Annotated in this window: 19 protein-coding genes and 1 tRNA gene; 8 read left to right on the top strand and 12 right to left on the bottom strand. The window is 62.5% G+C overall.

Annotated features, from left to right (window positions below; translation table 11 throughout):
* Nucleotides 1-98 precede the first annotated feature (98 nt).
* From KSAC_RS08640 to KSAC_RS08630, 3 genes are all read left to right on the top strand, one after another.
* The gene (locus KSAC_RS08640) at nt 99-572 is read left to right on the top strand and encodes a hypothetical protein (protein ID WP_243705159.1); all 474 of its coding nucleotides are present in this window, start codon (nt 99-101) and stop codon (nt 570-572) included.
* Between the two features lie 142 nt (nt 573-714).
* Entirely contained in the window at nt 715-948 is a 234-nt protein-coding gene (locus KSAC_RS08635) for a DUF2171 domain-containing protein (protein ID WP_243705158.1), read from the top strand.
* A 63-nt stretch (nt 949-1,011) separates the two neighbouring features.
* Nucleotides 1,012-1,695 (top strand): M15 family metallopeptidase, encoded by a 684-nt coding sequence (locus KSAC_RS08630; protein WP_132305114.1) that lies wholly within the window; start codon nt 1,012-1,014, stop codon nt 1,693-1,695.
* A 14-nt stretch (nt 1,696-1,709) separates the two neighbouring features.
* On the opposite strand, the gene KSAC_RS17520 is transcribed toward KSAC_RS08630, so the two are convergent.
* The gene (locus KSAC_RS17520) at nt 1,710-2,042 is read right to left on the bottom strand and encodes a hypothetical protein (protein ID WP_243705157.1); all 333 of its coding nucleotides are present in this window, start codon (nt 2,040-2,042) and stop codon (nt 1,710-1,712) included.
* A gap of 91 nt (nt 2,043-2,133) precedes the next feature.
* Nucleotides 2,134-2,451, bottom strand: coding sequence for a helix-turn-helix domain-containing protein (locus tag KSAC_RS08620; protein ID WP_132305112.1), 318 nt, complete (start codon nt 2,449-2,451; stop codon nt 2,134-2,136).
* A 116-nt stretch (nt 2,452-2,567) separates the two neighbouring features.
* Here KSAC_RS08620 and KSAC_RS08615 point away from each other — a divergent pair, with 116 nt between their 5' ends.
* The gene (locus KSAC_RS08615) at nt 2,568-2,819 is read left to right on the top strand and encodes a hypothetical protein (protein ID WP_102325378.1); all 252 of its coding nucleotides are present in this window, start codon (nt 2,568-2,570) and stop codon (nt 2,817-2,819) included.
* Between the two features lie 573 nt (nt 2,820-3,392).
* Nucleotides 3,393-3,917, top strand: coding sequence for a nucleoside deaminase (locus KSAC_RS08610; RefSeq protein WP_132305110.1), 525 nt, complete (start codon nt 3,393-3,395; stop codon nt 3,915-3,917).
* A 20-nt stretch (nt 3,918-3,937) separates the two neighbouring features.
* Here KSAC_RS08610 and KSAC_RS08605 read toward each other — a convergent pair whose 3' ends face one another.
* Nucleotides 3,938-4,468, bottom strand: coding sequence for a hypothetical protein (locus tag KSAC_RS08605; RefSeq protein ID WP_243705156.1), 531 nt, complete (start codon nt 4,466-4,468; stop codon nt 3,938-3,940).
* 179 nt (nt 4,469-4,647) lie between these two features.
* On the opposite strand from KSAC_RS08605, the gene KSAC_RS08600 reads away from it, so the two are divergent.
* Nucleotides 4,648-4,863 (top strand): hypothetical protein, encoded by a 216-nt coding sequence (locus tag KSAC_RS08600; RefSeq protein ID WP_102325380.1) that lies wholly within the window; start codon nt 4,648-4,650, stop codon nt 4,861-4,863.
* A 172-nt stretch (nt 4,864-5,035) separates the two neighbouring features.
* On the opposite strand, the gene KSAC_RS08595 is transcribed toward KSAC_RS08600, so the two are convergent.
* The 5 genes from KSAC_RS08595 to KSAC_RS17270 all read right to left on the bottom strand — a co-directional run bounded on the left by KSAC_RS08595 (nt 5,036) and on the right by KSAC_RS17270 (nt 9,994).
* A complete protein-coding gene (locus tag KSAC_RS08595) occupies nt 5,036-5,986 on the bottom strand; it encodes an efflux RND transporter periplasmic adaptor subunit (protein ID WP_110547282.1) in 951 nt (316 codons plus the stop codon).
* Between the two features lie 12 nt (nt 5,987-5,998).
* Nucleotides 5,999-6,193, bottom strand: coding sequence for a DUF1656 domain-containing protein (locus KSAC_RS08590; RefSeq protein WP_102325382.1), 195 nt, complete (start codon nt 6,191-6,193; stop codon nt 5,999-6,001).
* Complete coding sequence (locus tag KSAC_RS08585; RefSeq protein ID WP_243705155.1) at nt 6,193-8,166, bottom strand: FUSC family protein; 1,974 nt, start codon at nt 8,164-8,166, stop codon at nt 6,193-6,195. Before KSAC_RS08585 ends, KSAC_RS08590 begins: the two co-directional genes overlap by 1 nt.
* A gap of 189 nt (nt 8,167-8,355) precedes the next feature.
* On the bottom strand, nt 8,356-9,753 hold the full coding sequence (gene cysG, locus KSAC_RS08580; RefSeq protein WP_132305106.1) for a siroheme synthase CysG: 1,398 nt from the start codon (nt 9,751-9,753) through the stop codon (nt 8,356-8,358).
* A gap of 91 nt (nt 9,754-9,844) precedes the next feature.
* Entirely contained in the window at nt 9,845-9,994 is a 150-nt protein-coding gene (locus tag KSAC_RS17270; RefSeq protein ID WP_162900424.1) for a hypothetical protein, read from the bottom strand.
* A gap of 156 nt (nt 9,995-10,150) precedes the next feature.
* Here KSAC_RS17270 and panC point away from each other — a divergent pair, with 156 nt between their 5' ends.
* A complete protein-coding gene (gene panC / locus KSAC_RS08575) occupies nt 10,151-11,005 on the top strand; it encodes a pantoate--beta-alanine ligase (protein WP_132306186.1) in 855 nt (284 codons plus the stop codon).
* A gap of 63 nt (nt 11,006-11,068) precedes the next feature.
* On the opposite strand, the gene KSAC_RS08570 is transcribed toward panC, so the two are convergent.
* Genes KSAC_RS08570 through KSAC_RS08560 form a run of 3 tightly spaced genes read right to left on the bottom strand, consistent with a single transcriptional unit; the run spans nt 11,069 to nt 13,040 of the window.
* The gene (locus KSAC_RS08570; protein WP_102325386.1) at nt 11,069-11,263 is read right to left on the bottom strand and encodes a Trm112 family protein; all 195 of its coding nucleotides are present in this window, start codon (nt 11,261-11,263) and stop codon (nt 11,069-11,071) included.
* Between the two features lie 44 nt (nt 11,264-11,307).
* Nucleotides 11,308-12,081 carry an LON peptidase substrate-binding domain-containing protein gene (locus KSAC_RS08565; RefSeq protein ID WP_132305104.1) on the bottom strand — a complete coding sequence of 258 codons (774 nt, stop codon included), beginning with the start codon at nt 12,079-12,081 and terminating at the stop codon, nt 11,308-11,310.
* The gene (locus KSAC_RS08560; RefSeq protein ID WP_118962729.1) at nt 12,078-13,040 is read right to left on the bottom strand and encodes a tetratricopeptide repeat protein; all 963 of its coding nucleotides are present in this window, start codon (nt 13,038-13,040) and stop codon (nt 12,078-12,080) included. The genes KSAC_RS08565 and KSAC_RS08560 overlap by 4 nt, the downstream gene beginning before the upstream one ends.
* Before the next feature lie 216 nt (nt 13,041-13,256).
* On the opposite strand from KSAC_RS08560, the gene KSAC_RS08555 reads away from it, so the two are divergent.
* Nucleotides 13,257-13,331, top strand: a tRNA-Gly gene (locus KSAC_RS08555).
* A gap of 279 nt (nt 13,332-13,610) precedes the next feature.
* Here KSAC_RS08555 and KSAC_RS08550 read toward each other — a convergent pair.
* Nucleotides 13,611-14,690 (bottom strand): transporter, encoded by a 1,080-nt coding sequence (locus tag KSAC_RS08550; protein WP_102325389.1) that lies wholly within the window; start codon nt 14,688-14,690, stop codon nt 13,611-13,613.
* Nucleotides 14,691-14,734: the final 44 nt, after the last annotated feature.

The following is a 14,734-nucleotide window of genomic DNA, read 5'->3' as shown; positions in this document are numbered from 1 at the left end:
TAGCCATGGTCAACGTCCCCCTGCTTGACCGATGGAGACGGGCAGCGCATCAGAAAGATCGGGTTGTAACAGTCTAAATGATGGGATCAGGCAGAAGCATGAACAGGTTCATCATACTGGGGGCATCCCTATGCCTGTATTCCGTGGGCCAGCCTGTGGTGCAGGCCCATGCGGCGGCGCAGGGCGGGGGGAACGCCACCATCATAGCGGAGGCCGAACGCCACGCGGCGGCCACGCTGCCGGACCCGCACACGGCCACGTTCCGTAATGTCGCGGTTCACGCCATGGATGGGGCATCCGTGGTGTGTGGCGAAATGGCACAGCACAATCCGCCGCCCGATGGCGTGTTCAGGAAATTCGGCTACGTGCAGGGGCAGGATGATCCGGTCGTGTTCAGTGGCCGCGACGTACCCACGAAAATTGCGTTCAATGATGTCAATTCCTGGCTGAATGACAGCATCAAGCTCGAGGATCTGGAAGAAATGGGTTGCGTGCCCAAGGGAACCTACAACCGCTACAATGCGCAGTTGAATCAGGTCATGTCGCAACGCAAACAGTTTGGCGTGAACTGAGGCGGATACAACTTCCGTCCCTGCCACGCGTTACGCTGGGGCGGCCATCCGGGCGCCCTGTTCCGCGCGATCAGGGCAGGCGCAGGCCGGAAAAACATGGGGCACGATATGGAACGGCCCCGTGCGTGACAGCGAAAGGGAAATGATGACAGATGTAACGCAGGCCATGGTGGGTCAGGACGTAATAGCGTCAGGTTCAGGCCGGATGGGTACCCTTACGGCTGTCAATTCCGATGCGACGATCCAGATCACGGTCGATGGACCGGCGGAAAGTACGTTTACCGTTCCCCAGTCGTGGGTGCAGTCCACCGATAATGGCAAGATCCTGCTCGGCCACACGGTCGAAGATGTGCAGTCCTACACCCCGCCATCATAAACCCGGCACGTCGGGCATCAGCCTGTCGTGGCACGGACGCGGGCTGAAAGGCCGCGCCCGGTCATGACGGGGGCAGGGGACGATACATTCCGGGCGCCGTTGCAACTGGCCCCCGACATATTGCTGGAACGCGCGGCGACGGCGCGGATGCCCACCTTTCCGGTCGCGCGCAAACCTGCCGACATGGTGGAAATCACGCGGATTGATTCAGCGGTCCGGCTGGATATCCGCTACGCCACGGCAGGGAATTTTCTGGGTTTTCCGGTCTATCCCGAAGCGCGGGCCTTCCTGCAGCGACCGGCGGCCATGGCGTTGTCACATGCCCGCAGCCTTGCCGCGCAACATGGATACGGCCTGCTGGTTTATGATGCCTACCGCCCGTGGCATGTAAGCTACCTGTTCCGTCAGGCCGTGCCCGAAACGCTGTATGATTTTGTGGGCGATCCCGCTACCGGGTCACGGCATAACCGTGGCTGCGCGGTTGATCTGACCCTGTGGAACCTGTCCGATGGCAGGGCTGTTGCCATGCCATCCGGATTTGATGAAATGACGCCGCGCGCCCATACCAGCTACGCTGGCGGTTGCGCCGAAGCGCGGGCCGCGCGTGATCTGCTGGCGCGTATCATGTGCGCGTCCGGCTTTGTGCCGCTGGCGGAAGAATGGTGGCATTTCGATTACGCGGACTGGCAGGACTATCCGGTCATGAACCTGTCCTTTGCCGCGATCGGGCGTGGTGTCACGCCCTGAGCCCGGTGTTCGGTTCAGTCGTTGTGCAGGGTACGGTCAATCGAACGTCCCGCTTTTTCTGCCGGTCCCTTGGGCGGGTCGAACGTGTCCTGCACCTTGTCCCCGAAGTGGTCCACTTTTTCCCCGACCGTTTCGGGATGGCGCTTGCACGCGGTCAGGCCCTGACTGGCCAGCACAAGGGCAAGGGCCATCATGGCAAAGGAACGCACGCTGCGCGTAACGGGGCGCGCGGTGTCGCGGCTATCCGTTCTGGCGGTTTCATTCTGATGATGCAGGGCCAGACGGATCTGGATGCGGTTGTCGTCGGTATCGATGCCTGAAGCGGTAGTCGGGGAGAGAAGAGGCATGTGTGTATCCATGTCCGGAGGGCTGACCTTGATGGGTTGGAAAGTCTGAAACTGGCGGTCCGGTTGCGGATGCACGGAAATGTGAAGCGGGTTAACCGAACATTGTCCGGCATTCGGGACACAGGCGCAGGAAGCGGCCATCGGCGACAAAGGCGCTGTCGCAGTTCAGGCAGTTGCGCCGGACCTGATCGGGTCTGTCCAGCGGGATGGCGTGGCGCAGGCGATGGCGGCGCAGATGGGCCTCCAGCGTTTTGACGTTCAGGCCCAGCTTGCGTGCGGTTTCGCGGGTGGAATAACCCTGTGTGCGAAGATTTTCAACGGAAGGGGCAAGTGTGCGCCAGTTCACACGGGGTGGACGGGTGCGACGGGCAGGAGTTTCGGCTGCTGCAAGGATGTGCGTATTTTTCATACTTAATTTGTGTCTAAAAACCACACATGCAGCAAGAAAATAATTGCACGTGGCGGAATTTTTCCGTGCCTGCCTCTAATTTGTATATTTTTTTCATACAAATGAAGGAGGCAGTCATGCCCGATCCGTGTCTGCCCGATGGTTGTAGTCCCGCTGCCATCGATGCCCGATTCGAGGCGGATGAACCCGCCTGGGTTGCCCGCTACGTAGCGCAGCTTGAACAGCGGCTTGCCCGTCTGGCCGCCATCCGCGCGGAACTGGCGGCCATCCGTTTCGATGGCGCCTACGACGGTGCGGATATTCTGGGATATCTGGATGACGAGATGGAAACGGTCACAATGGCCATGGCCCATCCCCGACAGGCTTAGATGCAGGGTGCTGCCCTGTATGAAAGAAGTCCACAGATCGGCCTGCGTATGGTGGGGCAGCCTGTTTCGGATGCCCTGTTATCGCGCGGAAGCGGTCCCTCGCGCCGTAGCATGGCTCGTTTCAGAGAATTGTGTCAGTACTCTTTCTACGGATGAATATTGGCGTGTACAGGTGGCTTGTCCGACCGTGCTTCAACCTGTTCGTCTATTGAACGGAAAGCTCCGACGTTCAGAAACAGAAAATCTGGATTGCTCTACCACGTGGTCCCGCTCGTTCACTATGTAAGCCATAAAGCTCCGGTCCTCTGCCGGGTCAGGGCAAGCACCAGTGGCACGACACATCAGGCATCATGCCATCCGTGCCTGTTCATGCCAGAAACGTAACTGTTGTGCCCGGTATGGAGCGGTATATCCGGACGGTATGGTGGGATGGCGGCGGTAGGGGGGCGATCATTCTTCGGTCGTGCGGCCCGCATTTGTAACCCCTTCGCGTGGGATCAGGGATTGCGCCAGGCTTTTGAAAAGCCATAGTGGGACGCCGCAACGGCAACAGATATTTTTTACGGATAAGCAATGACTGATACCGCGCGTCTGCCCGATCTCGATCATGAACATTTCCTGCGGCAGGCTTTTGCCGTGGCCGAACGGTCGCGGCAGGCAGGCGATCATCCCTTCGGCTGCATTCTGGTCGATGCGCAGGGCGAAGTGGTGCTGGAACAGGGTAATGGCTACACGGCAGAAGGCGGTGACATGACCGCGCACGCCGAACGGCTGCTGGCCACGCGGGCTTCCAGGAAATTTCCACCGGCGGCACTGGCGTCATGCACGATGTATACATCGGCCGAGCCATGTGCGATGTGTGCGGGGGCGGTGTACTGGACCGGCATCGGTCGGGTGGTGTTTGGACAGAGCGAGCATAACCTGAAGGAAATGACCGGCAATCATCCGGAAAACCCGACGCTGGACCTGCCGTGCCGTACCGTATTCGCAGCGGGCCAGCGTATGGTGGATGTCATTGGCCCCCTGCTGGAATCCGAGGCGGCGGAACTGCAGCGCAGTTTCTGGAGCGGGCGGGACGAGGGCGGAAAGACTGACTGAAAACAGCTTTACCGGAACGCTCAGAACCCGGTTACGGTCCGCTGTCCGGTGGCCATGGAATAGGAGCACGCGCGTTCCCCATCGGTCACCACCAGCCAGATGATGTTGCGCAGCCCGGTATAGAACTGTCCAGCATCGCGCAGCGATGTATAGCCATGATGGCGGAACCACGACGCGATGATGGTGGTCGGCTGGTTTCCGAAGGATTTATGGACGGTATCAAGCAGCCTGTCGCACTGGTCGCGGGTAAAGCTGTCGTGGTTTTCGTACCAGATGCCAACAAGGATGCTGTTGCGCCGGGGATCGAAATCGGCCACCGGCGCCATGTCGCTGTCATAGCTGTCGGGCAGGGTATCAATTTCGTGCTGCATGGCGCGTTCGGCACGGATCAGGCCCAGATCCATCATGGTCAGCTTGTCGGAAAACAATGTGCTGATGACCTGCGCCGCCGGGGTCTGGGCAGAAGCCGGAACACAATAACCGCCGACAAGAACAAGTAGAATAAACAGGTAGCGCAAGGAATCCCCCATGGCAGGATTGGTACGGGCCATTCCTGTCAGGAATGGACCCTGCCCGGTGCGTGTGGGCGGGTATGGATTTCATGTCATGACATGAATTCCGTAAAAATAACCCTTTAAGCCCGCTGACTGGTCTTGAAAGTCATGCATTTAAATCTTATCTGCCATGAGGAAGATGACTGACTTGGTGGAGAGAAGGAAACGTGCGGGACATGACACGGATGAAACTTGCCCTGCGTGGCTGGTTGCAGGTGCTGCGGGGTCAGATCGTGCGTGAGATGGGTTACGCCATTGCCAGTGACCGCCTGCAGCGTCGTGGCGTGCTGATTGAAAAACTGGGCCATGGGCTGCTTTACCGCGCCCACCGCATGGGCGCGCCTGCTGCGACCCCGCAGCCTGATCCCTACACGATCCCGCCGGGCATCTGACCCGGCAGCCCCGCCATGAAAATACAGGCGGGCCGATGCGGCGCGAATTCAGCCCTTTCTTTCACGAGTCGTTGTGAACACCCACGTTATCCCCGTTTGCTGATGGGTCTGTCCACAGGGTTGCCCGGATATTCGTCCCCTGAATCTGTGGATAACGGATGTGACGCACTGTCTAGCGGTGACCGACCAGATGCTGGATGTCATCGCCCACATGGCGCAGCGCATCGCGGATGGACATGTGGCGGCGGTTACCCGCTGCCGACACCACGGTAACGGTCGTGGTCATGCCCGCAGCCAGCACCAGATCGGGCGGCACACGGTCGATATGCACGCGCACGGGAATACGCTGCGCCAGCCGCACCCAAGTATAGATCGGGTCTACCGCTGGCAGTCCCTGCGTGGACGTGGCGGCATTGTTGCTGGCGATGCCACGCGTAATGCTTTCCACATGACCGAACAGGGGTTCATGGAACCCCATGAGATCAAGCCGGACCGGATCGCCGGTTTTGATGGCGTGGATTTTCGTTTCTTCGAAATACCCGTCCACCCAGTAGGAATCGGCATCGATCACCTGCACGTTCACCTGTCCCGCATTGGCGTAATCGCCCGCGCGCATGGTCAGGTTGGTGACGTAACCGTTGATCGAGCTGCGTACTTCGGTGCGTTCAAGGTTGATGCGGGCCTGCCGCAGGTCCGCCAGTGCAGCGGCATACTGCGCTTCCGCCTGCTGGGCCACGGCCTCGAACTGCTGTTTTTCCTCACCCGATACGGCCACGCCGGAAATGCTCTGCCGGCGTTCATATTGCGATGTCTTGAATTCCAGATCCGCCCTGCGTTCGTTCACCGCAGCCGTGGCGATATCCACTTTCACCCGGAAATCGAACGGGTCGATGACATACAGGATGTCGCCCGTATGGACGAACTGGTTGTCATGCACGCGCACTTCATTGATCTGTCCCGAAACGCGCGGTGCGATATTGGCAACCTGCGCACGTACCTGCCCGTTACGGGTCCAGGGAGAGGCCGTGTAGTAATCCCACAGCACCACGGCCACGATGACTGCTACAAGCAGGATGACAAGGGTAATGGCCAGACGCACAAGGCGGTTTGCATAAGCGAACACGTCAGTATTCTTTCACAGGATCAGTGTATACAGGCCGACAAGGCAGATCAGCAGCCCGAATTGCGCCAGTGGCGGGTTCCATATGAACCGCCACAGGTTGAGCCATGACAGCAGGCCACGCAGCACCAGCAGCGTGCACAGCGCCAGCCCCAGATTCATGACGAAGGCCGAAACCAGCACGCCTTCCACATCGACAACCTGCCGCATCACAGCCCCTTCTTCATGTTGACGATGCCGTAATGGCGCAGGCGGGGCAGGGCGACCTGCCATGCACGCAGCGCGGCGTTCAGCCCGGCCAGCAGGTTTATGGCCGCAACCTGTGTCGGTAACGGCTGGTCCACCGCAGGGGCGGGAACGGCATCCAGCGCCCTGTGTATCTGCTCGTTCATGGCCATCGGGGTGTGTACCACCAGTTCGCGTTCCGCCATTTCGGCGGCGGGACGCAGTGCTGCAATGTCGCGTGCCTGCCTTGCATAGGCGCGGGCGCGTGCAAGGGCCATGTCCAGCTCCGCAAGGGCGGTAAAGCTTTCGATCTGGTTGCGGCTGCTGCCGGTGGCGGGCAGCCGCTCGGTCCAGAACTGCATCTGCGCCAGCCGGTCAAAACTGCGGGTCAGATGGGCGGGACCCTGTACTTCGCCATGGCCCTTCATCTGGCGCTCCAGCGCACGCACGATGGTCGCGGCCATCCAGAACCGCTGCCTGCGCGGGGAAGGGGGAAACAGCAGGACAAGAATGATGAAGGCCAGCAGTGCCGCCAGCAGGTAGAAGATGTTGCGGTTGAGGAATTCGGTGGGGTTGTAGCTCTGGTGATTGTCCAGCCCCAGTATGGCGAAGAAGAAGACACCGTAATTGAACCCGATCGCAGCCGTTGCAGGCCGCATCAGCAGCAGGCACGCAATAAATGTCTGCGGCAGCAGGCTCAGCGCCAGAAACGGCATGTCCGCCCCATGTAGCAGGACAATAAAGTTCAGTACGGCCGCGGCCAGCACGCTGCACGGTATGCCGATTACGGCCCCCATGCCAAAACGGGCCGTATCCACATTGGTCGCCGCCAGTGTCAGCGTCAGCGCGGTCTGGGCCAGCGCGACGGTCGCCCCCGGCAGGCCGGTTATCACGCATACACCCGCCGCGAACGAAAAGCCGATCAGCACCCGCAGCGCGCCGATCAGCGCCAGTCCGTAATTGGGCTGGGTGGCGATCGGGATGGTTCCGCAATGGGCATCCACCTTCTTTGTGCCCGCCAGCATGGCTTGGCCCACATGGGAATTGATGCGTGCGGCCAGCATGCGCGCCGCGCGTTCGATGGCGAAGGCTTCGTCCGCATTGGGCACATGACCGGGCAGATCCGCGCGGATGGTATTGAGGATATGGACGGTGAAAGCCACCTGATCGCCGCGCAGTTCCCGTTGCCGGGCAGTCCGGGCAATGGCGTCGTCAATCACGGGGTCGATGTTGGCGCGACCGGCCTGCCGCCCCAGTCCGCGCGCGCAGTCCAGTACGTTGAGCATCGACACCATGGCCAGACGCGCCCCGTTGGCACGTGCGCCCCCCCGTTCCAGTTCCGTGCGGGCATAGGACAGGCGCGTGGTCAGGGCGAGAATGCGTGACCCCAGCTTCACATCCGCCTGTGCCCCCCGGTCATACAGATGCAGCAGGGCGGCGCGTGCCGTGGCACTGATGGGCTGGGTCAGTTTTTCAAGCCCGTCCGCAAGGCCACGCCATGCTTCGGGCGAGCCGGAGAGGATATTGACCACCGCCACCGCGAACACCCCGATGGAAATGGCTGAAGCCCGGGAGACGGCAACGTTGAAAACATTCTGGGGCGTGTCGATGCAGTTTACCGCCACAAGGGCGACGGTATAGCCCGACAGCAGCGCGCCATAGGAACGGAAGTCGCGTTCCAGCGAGCCGACAAACGCGCAGGCGGCAAGCCACAGCGCGACCCCGCCAAGGAATGGCCCACGCTGTTCATTCCACACCGCCACAAGCACGATGGACACACCCATGCCCACCACGGTACCCAGCAGCCGGTAAAACGCCTTGGACAGGGCCTGTCCCCGCAATGGCTGGGCCAGGATCATGACCGTAACGCCGACCAGAAGCGGGTTGTCGATCTGGACCCAGAAAGCGGTCGCCAGCCCGAGGACAAGCGAACACCATGTGCGCAGGCTGAAACCCATCCAGCCGGGGGGAAGGCGATCTATCCATGGTAAGAACGCGCGGGCGACAGCATGTGCGCTGCGTGCGTTTCCTGCCGGTAAGTCTGGCATGGCCTCCCTGACCGTTCAGTGGCTCATTGCGCTCAATACAATGAAAGTTGCCGTAAATTCATAACAAATCGTGTACGGCAGCACCGTGGCGCCATGCGGTCAGGCGGGAGAAATGACCCGGTGCCGGACGACTTCCCCCACGATTATCAGCGCCGGACTGCCAACGCCTGCGCTTGCGGCCTGCCGGGGCAGGCTGGCGAGGGTGCCGGTCAGCACACGCTGGTCCGCCCTTGTGCCGCGTTCGACAATGGCGGCGGGCCAGTCGGCGGGCAATCCATGTTCCTCAAGTCTGGCGCACAGCGCGGGCAGGGCGGATACACCCATGTAGATCACCACGGTCTGTCCCGGTCGGGCCATGCTGTCCCATGGCAGGTGCAGCGTCCCGTCGGCACGGGCATGGCCGGTCACGAACATGCACGCCTGCGCGCAGTCGCGGTGGGTCAGCGGGATACCGGCATAGGCCGCGCAGCCATTGGCGGCGGTAATGCCGGGCACGACCTGAAACGGTATGGCGGATTCCAGCAGGGCCTCGATTTCCTCGCCCCCCCGCCCGAACACGAACGGGTCGCCACCCTTCAGCCGCAGCACGCGCTGGCCCGCCTGCGCGCGGCGTACCAGCTCGGCGTTGATTTCTTCCTGCGGCATGGTGTGCCGGTTGCGGCGCTTGCCCACGAACACCAGTTCCGCATCCCGCCGTACCCGGTCCAGCAGGGCGGGGGAGAGTAACTGGTCATACAGCACGGAATCGGCGTTCTGCATCATGTGCAGCGCGCGCAGCGTCAGAAGGTCCGGGTCCCCCGGCCCCGCGCCAACCAGCCAGACCTCACCGCGCGTGGTGGTGCCGGCGATGATGTCATCCAGTATGGCGCGCGCGCGGGCTGTCTCGTTCTGCCGGGCGGCCTGCGCGCCCGCACCGTCGAGGAAGGTTTCCCATACCCGCCTGCGGCGTGAAATGTCGGGGCAGGCCTGTCCCACATATTCGCGCTGCTGCTGCATGAAGATGGCCAGTTCGCCCGTGCCTTCGGGTATGGAGCTTTCGACCTGCTCGCGCAGGCGGCGGGCCAGTACCGGGGCCGCGCCGCCGGTCGATATGGCGATGCGGACAAGGCCGCGATGGATCTGGGCCGGGGTGATGAAGGTGGAAGGCTGCGGGTCGTCCACCGCGCAGACGGGAATGTTCATCTCACGCGCGATGGCGGCCACGGCGCGGTTGGTTTCGCGGTCGTCGGTTGCGGCATAGACCAGCCGGCAGCCCGGCAGGGCAGCGCGCAGGGCGCCTTCATCGGCGGTGGTGGCGATATGGGTGATCGTGCCGTCTTCCCCCCACCGCCGCATTTCTTCGTCCAGACGGGTGGCGATGACATCCACCTTCGCCCGGTGGGCCAGCAGAAGCCGGACCTTGTTCGCCGCGATCATGCCGCCGCCCACCACCAGCACCCGGACATCGTCCAGCCGCAGCGCGATGGGGAACCATGCGGGTTCGGAAGTATCGGTCATACAGTCAAGCAGCCGGCAGAACCGGCATCCCGTAGCTGAAGGTAAGGCAGGGCAGTCATGTAACGTGCGGCAGGCAAAGAAGAGGGCCGCGTTAGTGGGAGGCGGCGTTCTTCACCCCTTCGGCATAGCCCCAGCGTGCCCATGTCGAACGGTCCCTGACCGATCCCGGCGTATTGCTGGCGCATGCCGCCAGTGACAGCACAATGCCGCAGAGAGCAAGAACGGGAAGAAAACGGGCCAAAAAAACCTCCTGCATGACGCAAGGGTGGACATAGCAGAAAAGCCATCCCTTCACCACGCCCTTCACATGGGGGGGGACAATGGTGTTAAGCAGCACACGCCCGCCATGCACCCGCATGTTGCGGGATGTGGATAAGGAACCGGGTGAATGCAGCCGATGGAAACCCTCAGCACCGTGGCCACATTGCGCGCGCGGGTCAGGGCATGGAAACAGGCAGGGGAACGTGTGGCGGTGGTCCCGACAATGGGTGCGCTGCATGCGGGTCACCTGTCCCTTGTCCATGCCGCGCGGCAGCAGGCGGACCGCGTGATCGTGACGGTGTTTGTCAATCCGATCCAGTTCGACAATGCCGATGATCTCGCAACCTATCCCCGCACGCTTGAGGCGGATTCGCGCCTTCTGTCCGATGCGGGCGTGGACGTGCTGTACGCCCCGACGGCAGCGCAGATGTACCCGCCCGGCTTCGCCACGCGCATAACCGTATCCGGCGTGTCGGAGGGATTGTGCGGCGGCATGCGTCCCGGCCATTTCGATGGTGTGGCGACGGTTGTGTGCAAGCTGCTGCTGCAGACGCTGGCCGATCGCGCCTTTTTCGGGGAGAAGGATTTCCAGCAGGTGCAGGTCATCCGTCGCATGGTGACCGACCTTGACCTGCCCGTCGAGATCATATCCTGCCCCACCCTGCGCGAAGCGGACGGGCTGGCCCTGTCATCGCGCAATCGCCGGCTGGGCGCGTCCATGCGGCAGGCGGCGGTGGCCCTGCCGCGTGCGCTTGAAGCCTGTGCACGGGCAATCGCGGGCGGCGCGGAGGTCGTCCCCGCACTGGCGAAAGTCGCGCAGGACCTGACGGCGGCAGGATTTGAACGCGTGGAATATGTCGAACTGCGCGCCGAGGCCGACCTGCAGCCCCTGACTGCCCTTCCACCGGGCATGTCCGCGCGCCTGCTGGCGGCGGCATGGCTGGATGGCGTGCGTCTGATCGACGGTATGCCGGTGCCCCCGGCGGCGTAAAACCATGAAACTGACTGCCGGTTCCGTGTCCCTGACTGGAGACACGGGCGGCAGGGCTGTGGTTCAGGCGTCCAGTCGGCGGGCTTCGTCGGGCAGCATGATGGGAATGCCATCGCGGACCGGAAAGGCCAGTCCGGCGCGCTTGCTGATCAGTTCGCCAGCCTCGCGGTCATAGACCAGCGGCCCCTTGGTCACGGGGCAGACAAGGACGGACAGCAGCCGGGGATCAAGTGGCGGTGCGGGTGGCTTTTCAGTCATGGCGGCATATCCCGTGCAGGTTGCAGTATTACATGCGACATCAGTTACGAGGGGGATGCACCCTCATCGGGTTCGTGTCCAGCCCCGTCCAGCAGATTGCGCAGGATCTGCGCGCGCGCGGCCGGGGTGGGCGCTTCCAGCATCATCTGCCGGGGCGCCGTGCCGAAGGGGCAGATCATGGGCAGCGTGACCAGCAGGGCGGCATCATCCATCTGGCGCAGGGCTTCCCAATGCGTGCTCACGCCCTGTGCCTCACAGAAATCATGAAGCGCGTTCAGCAGCCCTTCCCGGTCAAAGGGAATGTCATCCCCGCTATCCGTCAGGTCCGATACGAAGGAGGATACGTCGATCCGTCCCGCCCGGTAGCCCCGGCGCAGCGCCGTCTCGCGCAGCAGGCGAAAACGCGCGATGCCGGTCAGCGTAATGGCGTAGGTGCCATCCACCCGTTCGGTCATGGCGGTGATCCGCCCCACGCATCCGATTCCATACAGGGGCGGGGTATCGCTGTAGCCATCATCCATGCCGGGATCGGTGACGGTATCGTCACCGGGACCGGTATCCCCCATCCCTTCCAGCGGGCGGGGCTGGATCATGCCGATCAGGCGGTTGCTGGCCAGCGCGTCTTCAACCAATGCGACATAGCGGGGTTCGAACACGTTCAGCGGCAGGCGGCCCTGCGGCAGCAGCAGCGCTTCATCAAGCGGGAACAGCCCCAGTTCCGCCGGGAAATCCGCCAGCGTGATGTCGCCAAGCTGCGGAATGTGACGGGGAATGTCATCATGGATGATGACACTTCCCCTGTTGTCATGCCGCGTCACGAAAACAGCAGCGAGGACATGCGCCGCCGCGCGGCGATGGTGTCGGGGTCCGTCTGGCCCCATGCCTCGAACAGGCGGATCAGTTGCAGGCGGGCCGCGTCGTCATTCCACGTCCGGTCCGCCTTCATGATGGTCAGCAGTTCATCGGCGGCCTGCGCGCGCTTGCCTGCCGCGTTCAGGGCGGCGGCCAGTTCAAAGCGGGCTGCGTAATCCCTGGGGTTGGCTGCCAGACGGGCGCGGATCTCCTCCGCTTCCTCGGCGGCCTTGCGGCCTTCGCGCTTGAGTTCCAGCGCAGCCCTAGCACCCGTGATCTCGGCATGGCTGGCGATGGACGCGGGCGCATCCTGAAGCGCCGTCTCTGCCCCTTCCTCATCGCCCATTTCAATCAGCGCGCGGGCAAGGCCACCCCATGCGGCGGGGTTCTCGGGCTCGATTTCCAGAACCTGCGAAAACAGCCCGGCAGCGGCTTCCGCCCGGCCTTCGTCCATCGCGGCACGGGCCGCATCGATCAGGTCGGCGGCAGGCAGGGCGCCGCCGCCTGCCTTCAGCACGTTTTCGATGAAGCGGCGCACTTCGCTTTCCGGTTTGGCGCCCTGAAACAGGTCCAGTATCTGTCCCTGCCAGAAAGCCGCGACCAGCGGCACGGACTGCACCGGCAGCCCGATCTGCCCAAGCTGCTGCACCAGCGCCTGATTGGCGTCCACATCCACCTTCACCAGCCGCACGCGTCCGCCTGCGGCGCGCACCACCTTTTCCAGAACAGGCGTAAGCTGTTTGCACGGCTTGCACCATGTCGCCCAGAAATCGACCAGCACCGGCAGGTTACGACTGGCTTCCACCACATCGCGCATGAAGGTGTTCTGCGTGCCGTCCATGACCGGATCCGGTGCGCCAGCGGGGCTGGCGGCTGCGGGACCGGAACTGGCAGGCCGGGGTGTCTGGCCGATAATGTAGTCCATCTGGTTCTGTATCCTGTCGGTGTGCGGCCACCATGGGGTGGGTGCTGTGGCCCGGATACCCATGGGGACTGATTCATATCGCTGCGTAATAGATTGGCATTCCGGGCCGTACCCGCAACCGCCTTCTGCCCCGATGAAAAAAACTTCGAAAAAAGCATTTTACCCCCTTGCGCACCCTGCGGCATTGGCTTAGAAACCGCCTCACCGACGCGGAGCGCGGGCGTAGCTCAGGGGTAGAGCACAACCTTGCCAAGGTTGGGGTCGTGGGTTCGAATCCCATCGCCCGCTCCAGATCTTCTACGGAAGATCAGCGGATTAAAAGACGGCCTTTCGGGGCCGTTTTTTGCGTTTGGGCCTCAATTCAATCCATTAAGGGTTCTTCCGCCTGCGGGGCGCAGCATTCGGCATCGCGGCCATCCCGTAATCATGGCCTGCTGCTACAGCCCCATACGGCGCTTATGCCCTTCATGACATCATGCCGGGCAGGGGCCTGCTATCGTCGACATGAAGGGCGCTGCGCCCTGATCTGGCATGCAGGCCGGTCTTTCAGGCAGCTCGTCTGTTGCCTGCCTAGAGCAGTTTCATGACCTTGAGCAGCAGCCACGTAATCATCATGAACAGGAAGCAGATCCCACCGGCCTCCACCGTGCCCATCGCGCCGGATGCCAGGAACATGCCCCCTGTATTCATGCCGAAAAAGCCGGTGACGAATGTGGCGGGCAGCATGAGGGTGGTCACGATCGACACGGTATAAAGGCGGCGGTTGGTTTCTTCCGCCTGTCCCGATGCCAGTTCGTCCTGTAGCGAGCGCGCGCGGTCCTGTAGCGCCAGAAGGTCATCAAGCGCCGCGTGGATCTGGCGTTGCGACCGGTCGCGTATGTCATCTTCCGCCCATTCGGGCAGTTCCAGATCCTCGTTATGGAAAATGCGGTCCACGGGCGAAATCACGCGCCGCAGTTCGGTCGAACGGCGACGGACCCGACCGATCAGCCCGCTTATGCGACCGAAATCCGTGTGCTGGTCCAGTGTCAGCAGCAGGTCTTCCGCGCGGTCCAGCTGGTCATCGAGCATGGCGATGTTGCGGCGGACGGTATCCGCGAACTCCAGCAGCGTATAATCGACCACTTCCGCAGGGGAATCAAAGGATTCGATGCGCTGGAGCGTGCGATAGACCACCCCCAGCGCCGGCACCGGCTGTCGGCGGGTGGTGATGAGCAGGGTCGGCAGGACCGCGAAACGCCATGCGGAAAGGTTCTTGTCATCTTCCGACATGGCATCGTCAAAGCCGGGCAGCGCGCCATATACGATGTCGCCCTCGGCTTCCACATTCGTACCCCGGTCCGTGCTGCCAAGCGCCAGACGCACTTCTTCGGGCAGGCAGGGTATGGCCTGTATGTGGGCACGGGTGGATGTATGGACGATATCGTAATGCAGCCAGACCCATGTCCCCGGTGTGGCGGGGTCGCCGCCTTCAAGCGCGCGGGCGATCTGTTCATCGGTCAGGCGTTCAGGCTTCTGGCCTGCGCGGCAGGCAATGGCCCAGACCAGACCGTTGGACACGGAAGAGGCTGATGACATGCCCGACGACAGGGTTGCGCTGTCCGTCATGGGAAAATCGGGCACGGTCTCCATCGCGTATCCTTCCGTCATGCCGCGTATCGTGGCGGCTGTCGTGTCGCTTGGTGGGGCCGGTA

Source organism: Komagataeibacter saccharivorans (genome assembly GCF_004348195.1).
In the GTDB taxonomy this organism is placed as follows: Bacteria; Pseudomonadota; Alphaproteobacteria; order Acetobacterales; family Acetobacteraceae; genus Komagataeibacter; species Komagataeibacter saccharivorans.
The sequence above is the reverse complement of the archived record's forward strand: the minus strand, read 5'-3'. Positions and strand labels throughout refer to the sequence as shown.

Excerpts from the sequence above, each read along its gene's own strand:
- KSAC_RS08610 (WP_132305110.1), top strand. The coding sequence starts at position 3,393 with ATGACTGATACCGCGCGTCTGCCCGATCTCGATCATGAACATTTCCTG.
- KSAC_RS08620 (WP_132305112.1), bottom strand. The coding sequence starts at position 2,451 with ATGAAAAATACGCACATCCTTGCAGCAGCCGAAACTCCTGCCCGTCGC.
- KSAC_RS08560 (WP_118962729.1), bottom strand. The coding sequence starts at position 13,040 with ATGGACTACATTATCGGCCAGACACCCCGGCCTGCCAGTTCCGGTCCC.
- KSAC_RS08570 (WP_102325386.1), bottom strand. The coding sequence starts at position 11,263 with ATGACTGAAAAGCCACCCGCACCGCCACTTGATCCCCGGCTGCTGTCC.
- panC (WP_132306186.1), top strand. The coding sequence starts at position 10,151 with ATGGAAACCCTCAGCACCGTGGCCACATTGCGCGCGCGGGTCAGGGCA.
- KSAC_RS08640 (WP_243705159.1), top strand. The coding sequence starts at position 99 with ATGAACAGGTTCATCATACTGGGGGCATCCCTATGCCTGTATTCCGTG.
- KSAC_RS08550 (WP_102325389.1), bottom strand. The coding sequence starts at position 14,690 with ATGACGGAAGGATACGCGATGGAGACCGTGCCCGATTTTCCCATGACG.
- cysG (WP_132305106.1), bottom strand. The coding sequence starts at position 9,753 with ATGACCGATACTTCCGAACCCGCATGGTTCCCCATCGCGCTGCGGCTG.
- KSAC_RS08585 (WP_243705155.1), bottom strand. The coding sequence starts at position 8,166 with ATGGGTTTCAGCCTGCGCACATGGTGTTCGCTTGTCCTCGGGCTGGCG.
- KSAC_RS08635 (WP_243705158.1), top strand. The coding sequence starts at position 715 with ATGATGACAGATGTAACGCAGGCCATGGTGGGTCAGGACGTAATAGCG.
- KSAC_RS17520 (WP_243705157.1), bottom strand. The coding sequence starts at position 2,042 with ATGCCTCTTCTCTCCCCGACTACCGCTTCAGGCATCGATACCGACGAC.
- KSAC_RS08615 (WP_102325378.1), top strand. The coding sequence starts at position 2,568 with ATGCCCGATCCGTGTCTGCCCGATGGTTGTAGTCCCGCTGCCATCGAT.
- KSAC_RS08590 (WP_102325382.1), bottom strand. The coding sequence starts at position 6,193 with ATGCGGCAGGTTGTCGATGTGGAAGGCGTGCTGGTTTCGGCCTTCGTC.
- KSAC_RS08605 (WP_243705156.1), bottom strand. The coding sequence starts at position 4,468 with ATGGCCCGTACCAATCCTGCCATGGGGGATTCCTTGCGCTACCTGTTT.
- KSAC_RS08600 (WP_102325380.1), top strand. The coding sequence starts at position 4,648 with ATGACACGGATGAAACTTGCCCTGCGTGGCTGGTTGCAGGTGCTGCGG.
- KSAC_RS08630 (WP_132305114.1), top strand. The coding sequence starts at position 1,012 with ATGACGGGGGCAGGGGACGATACATTCCGGGCGCCGTTGCAACTGGCC.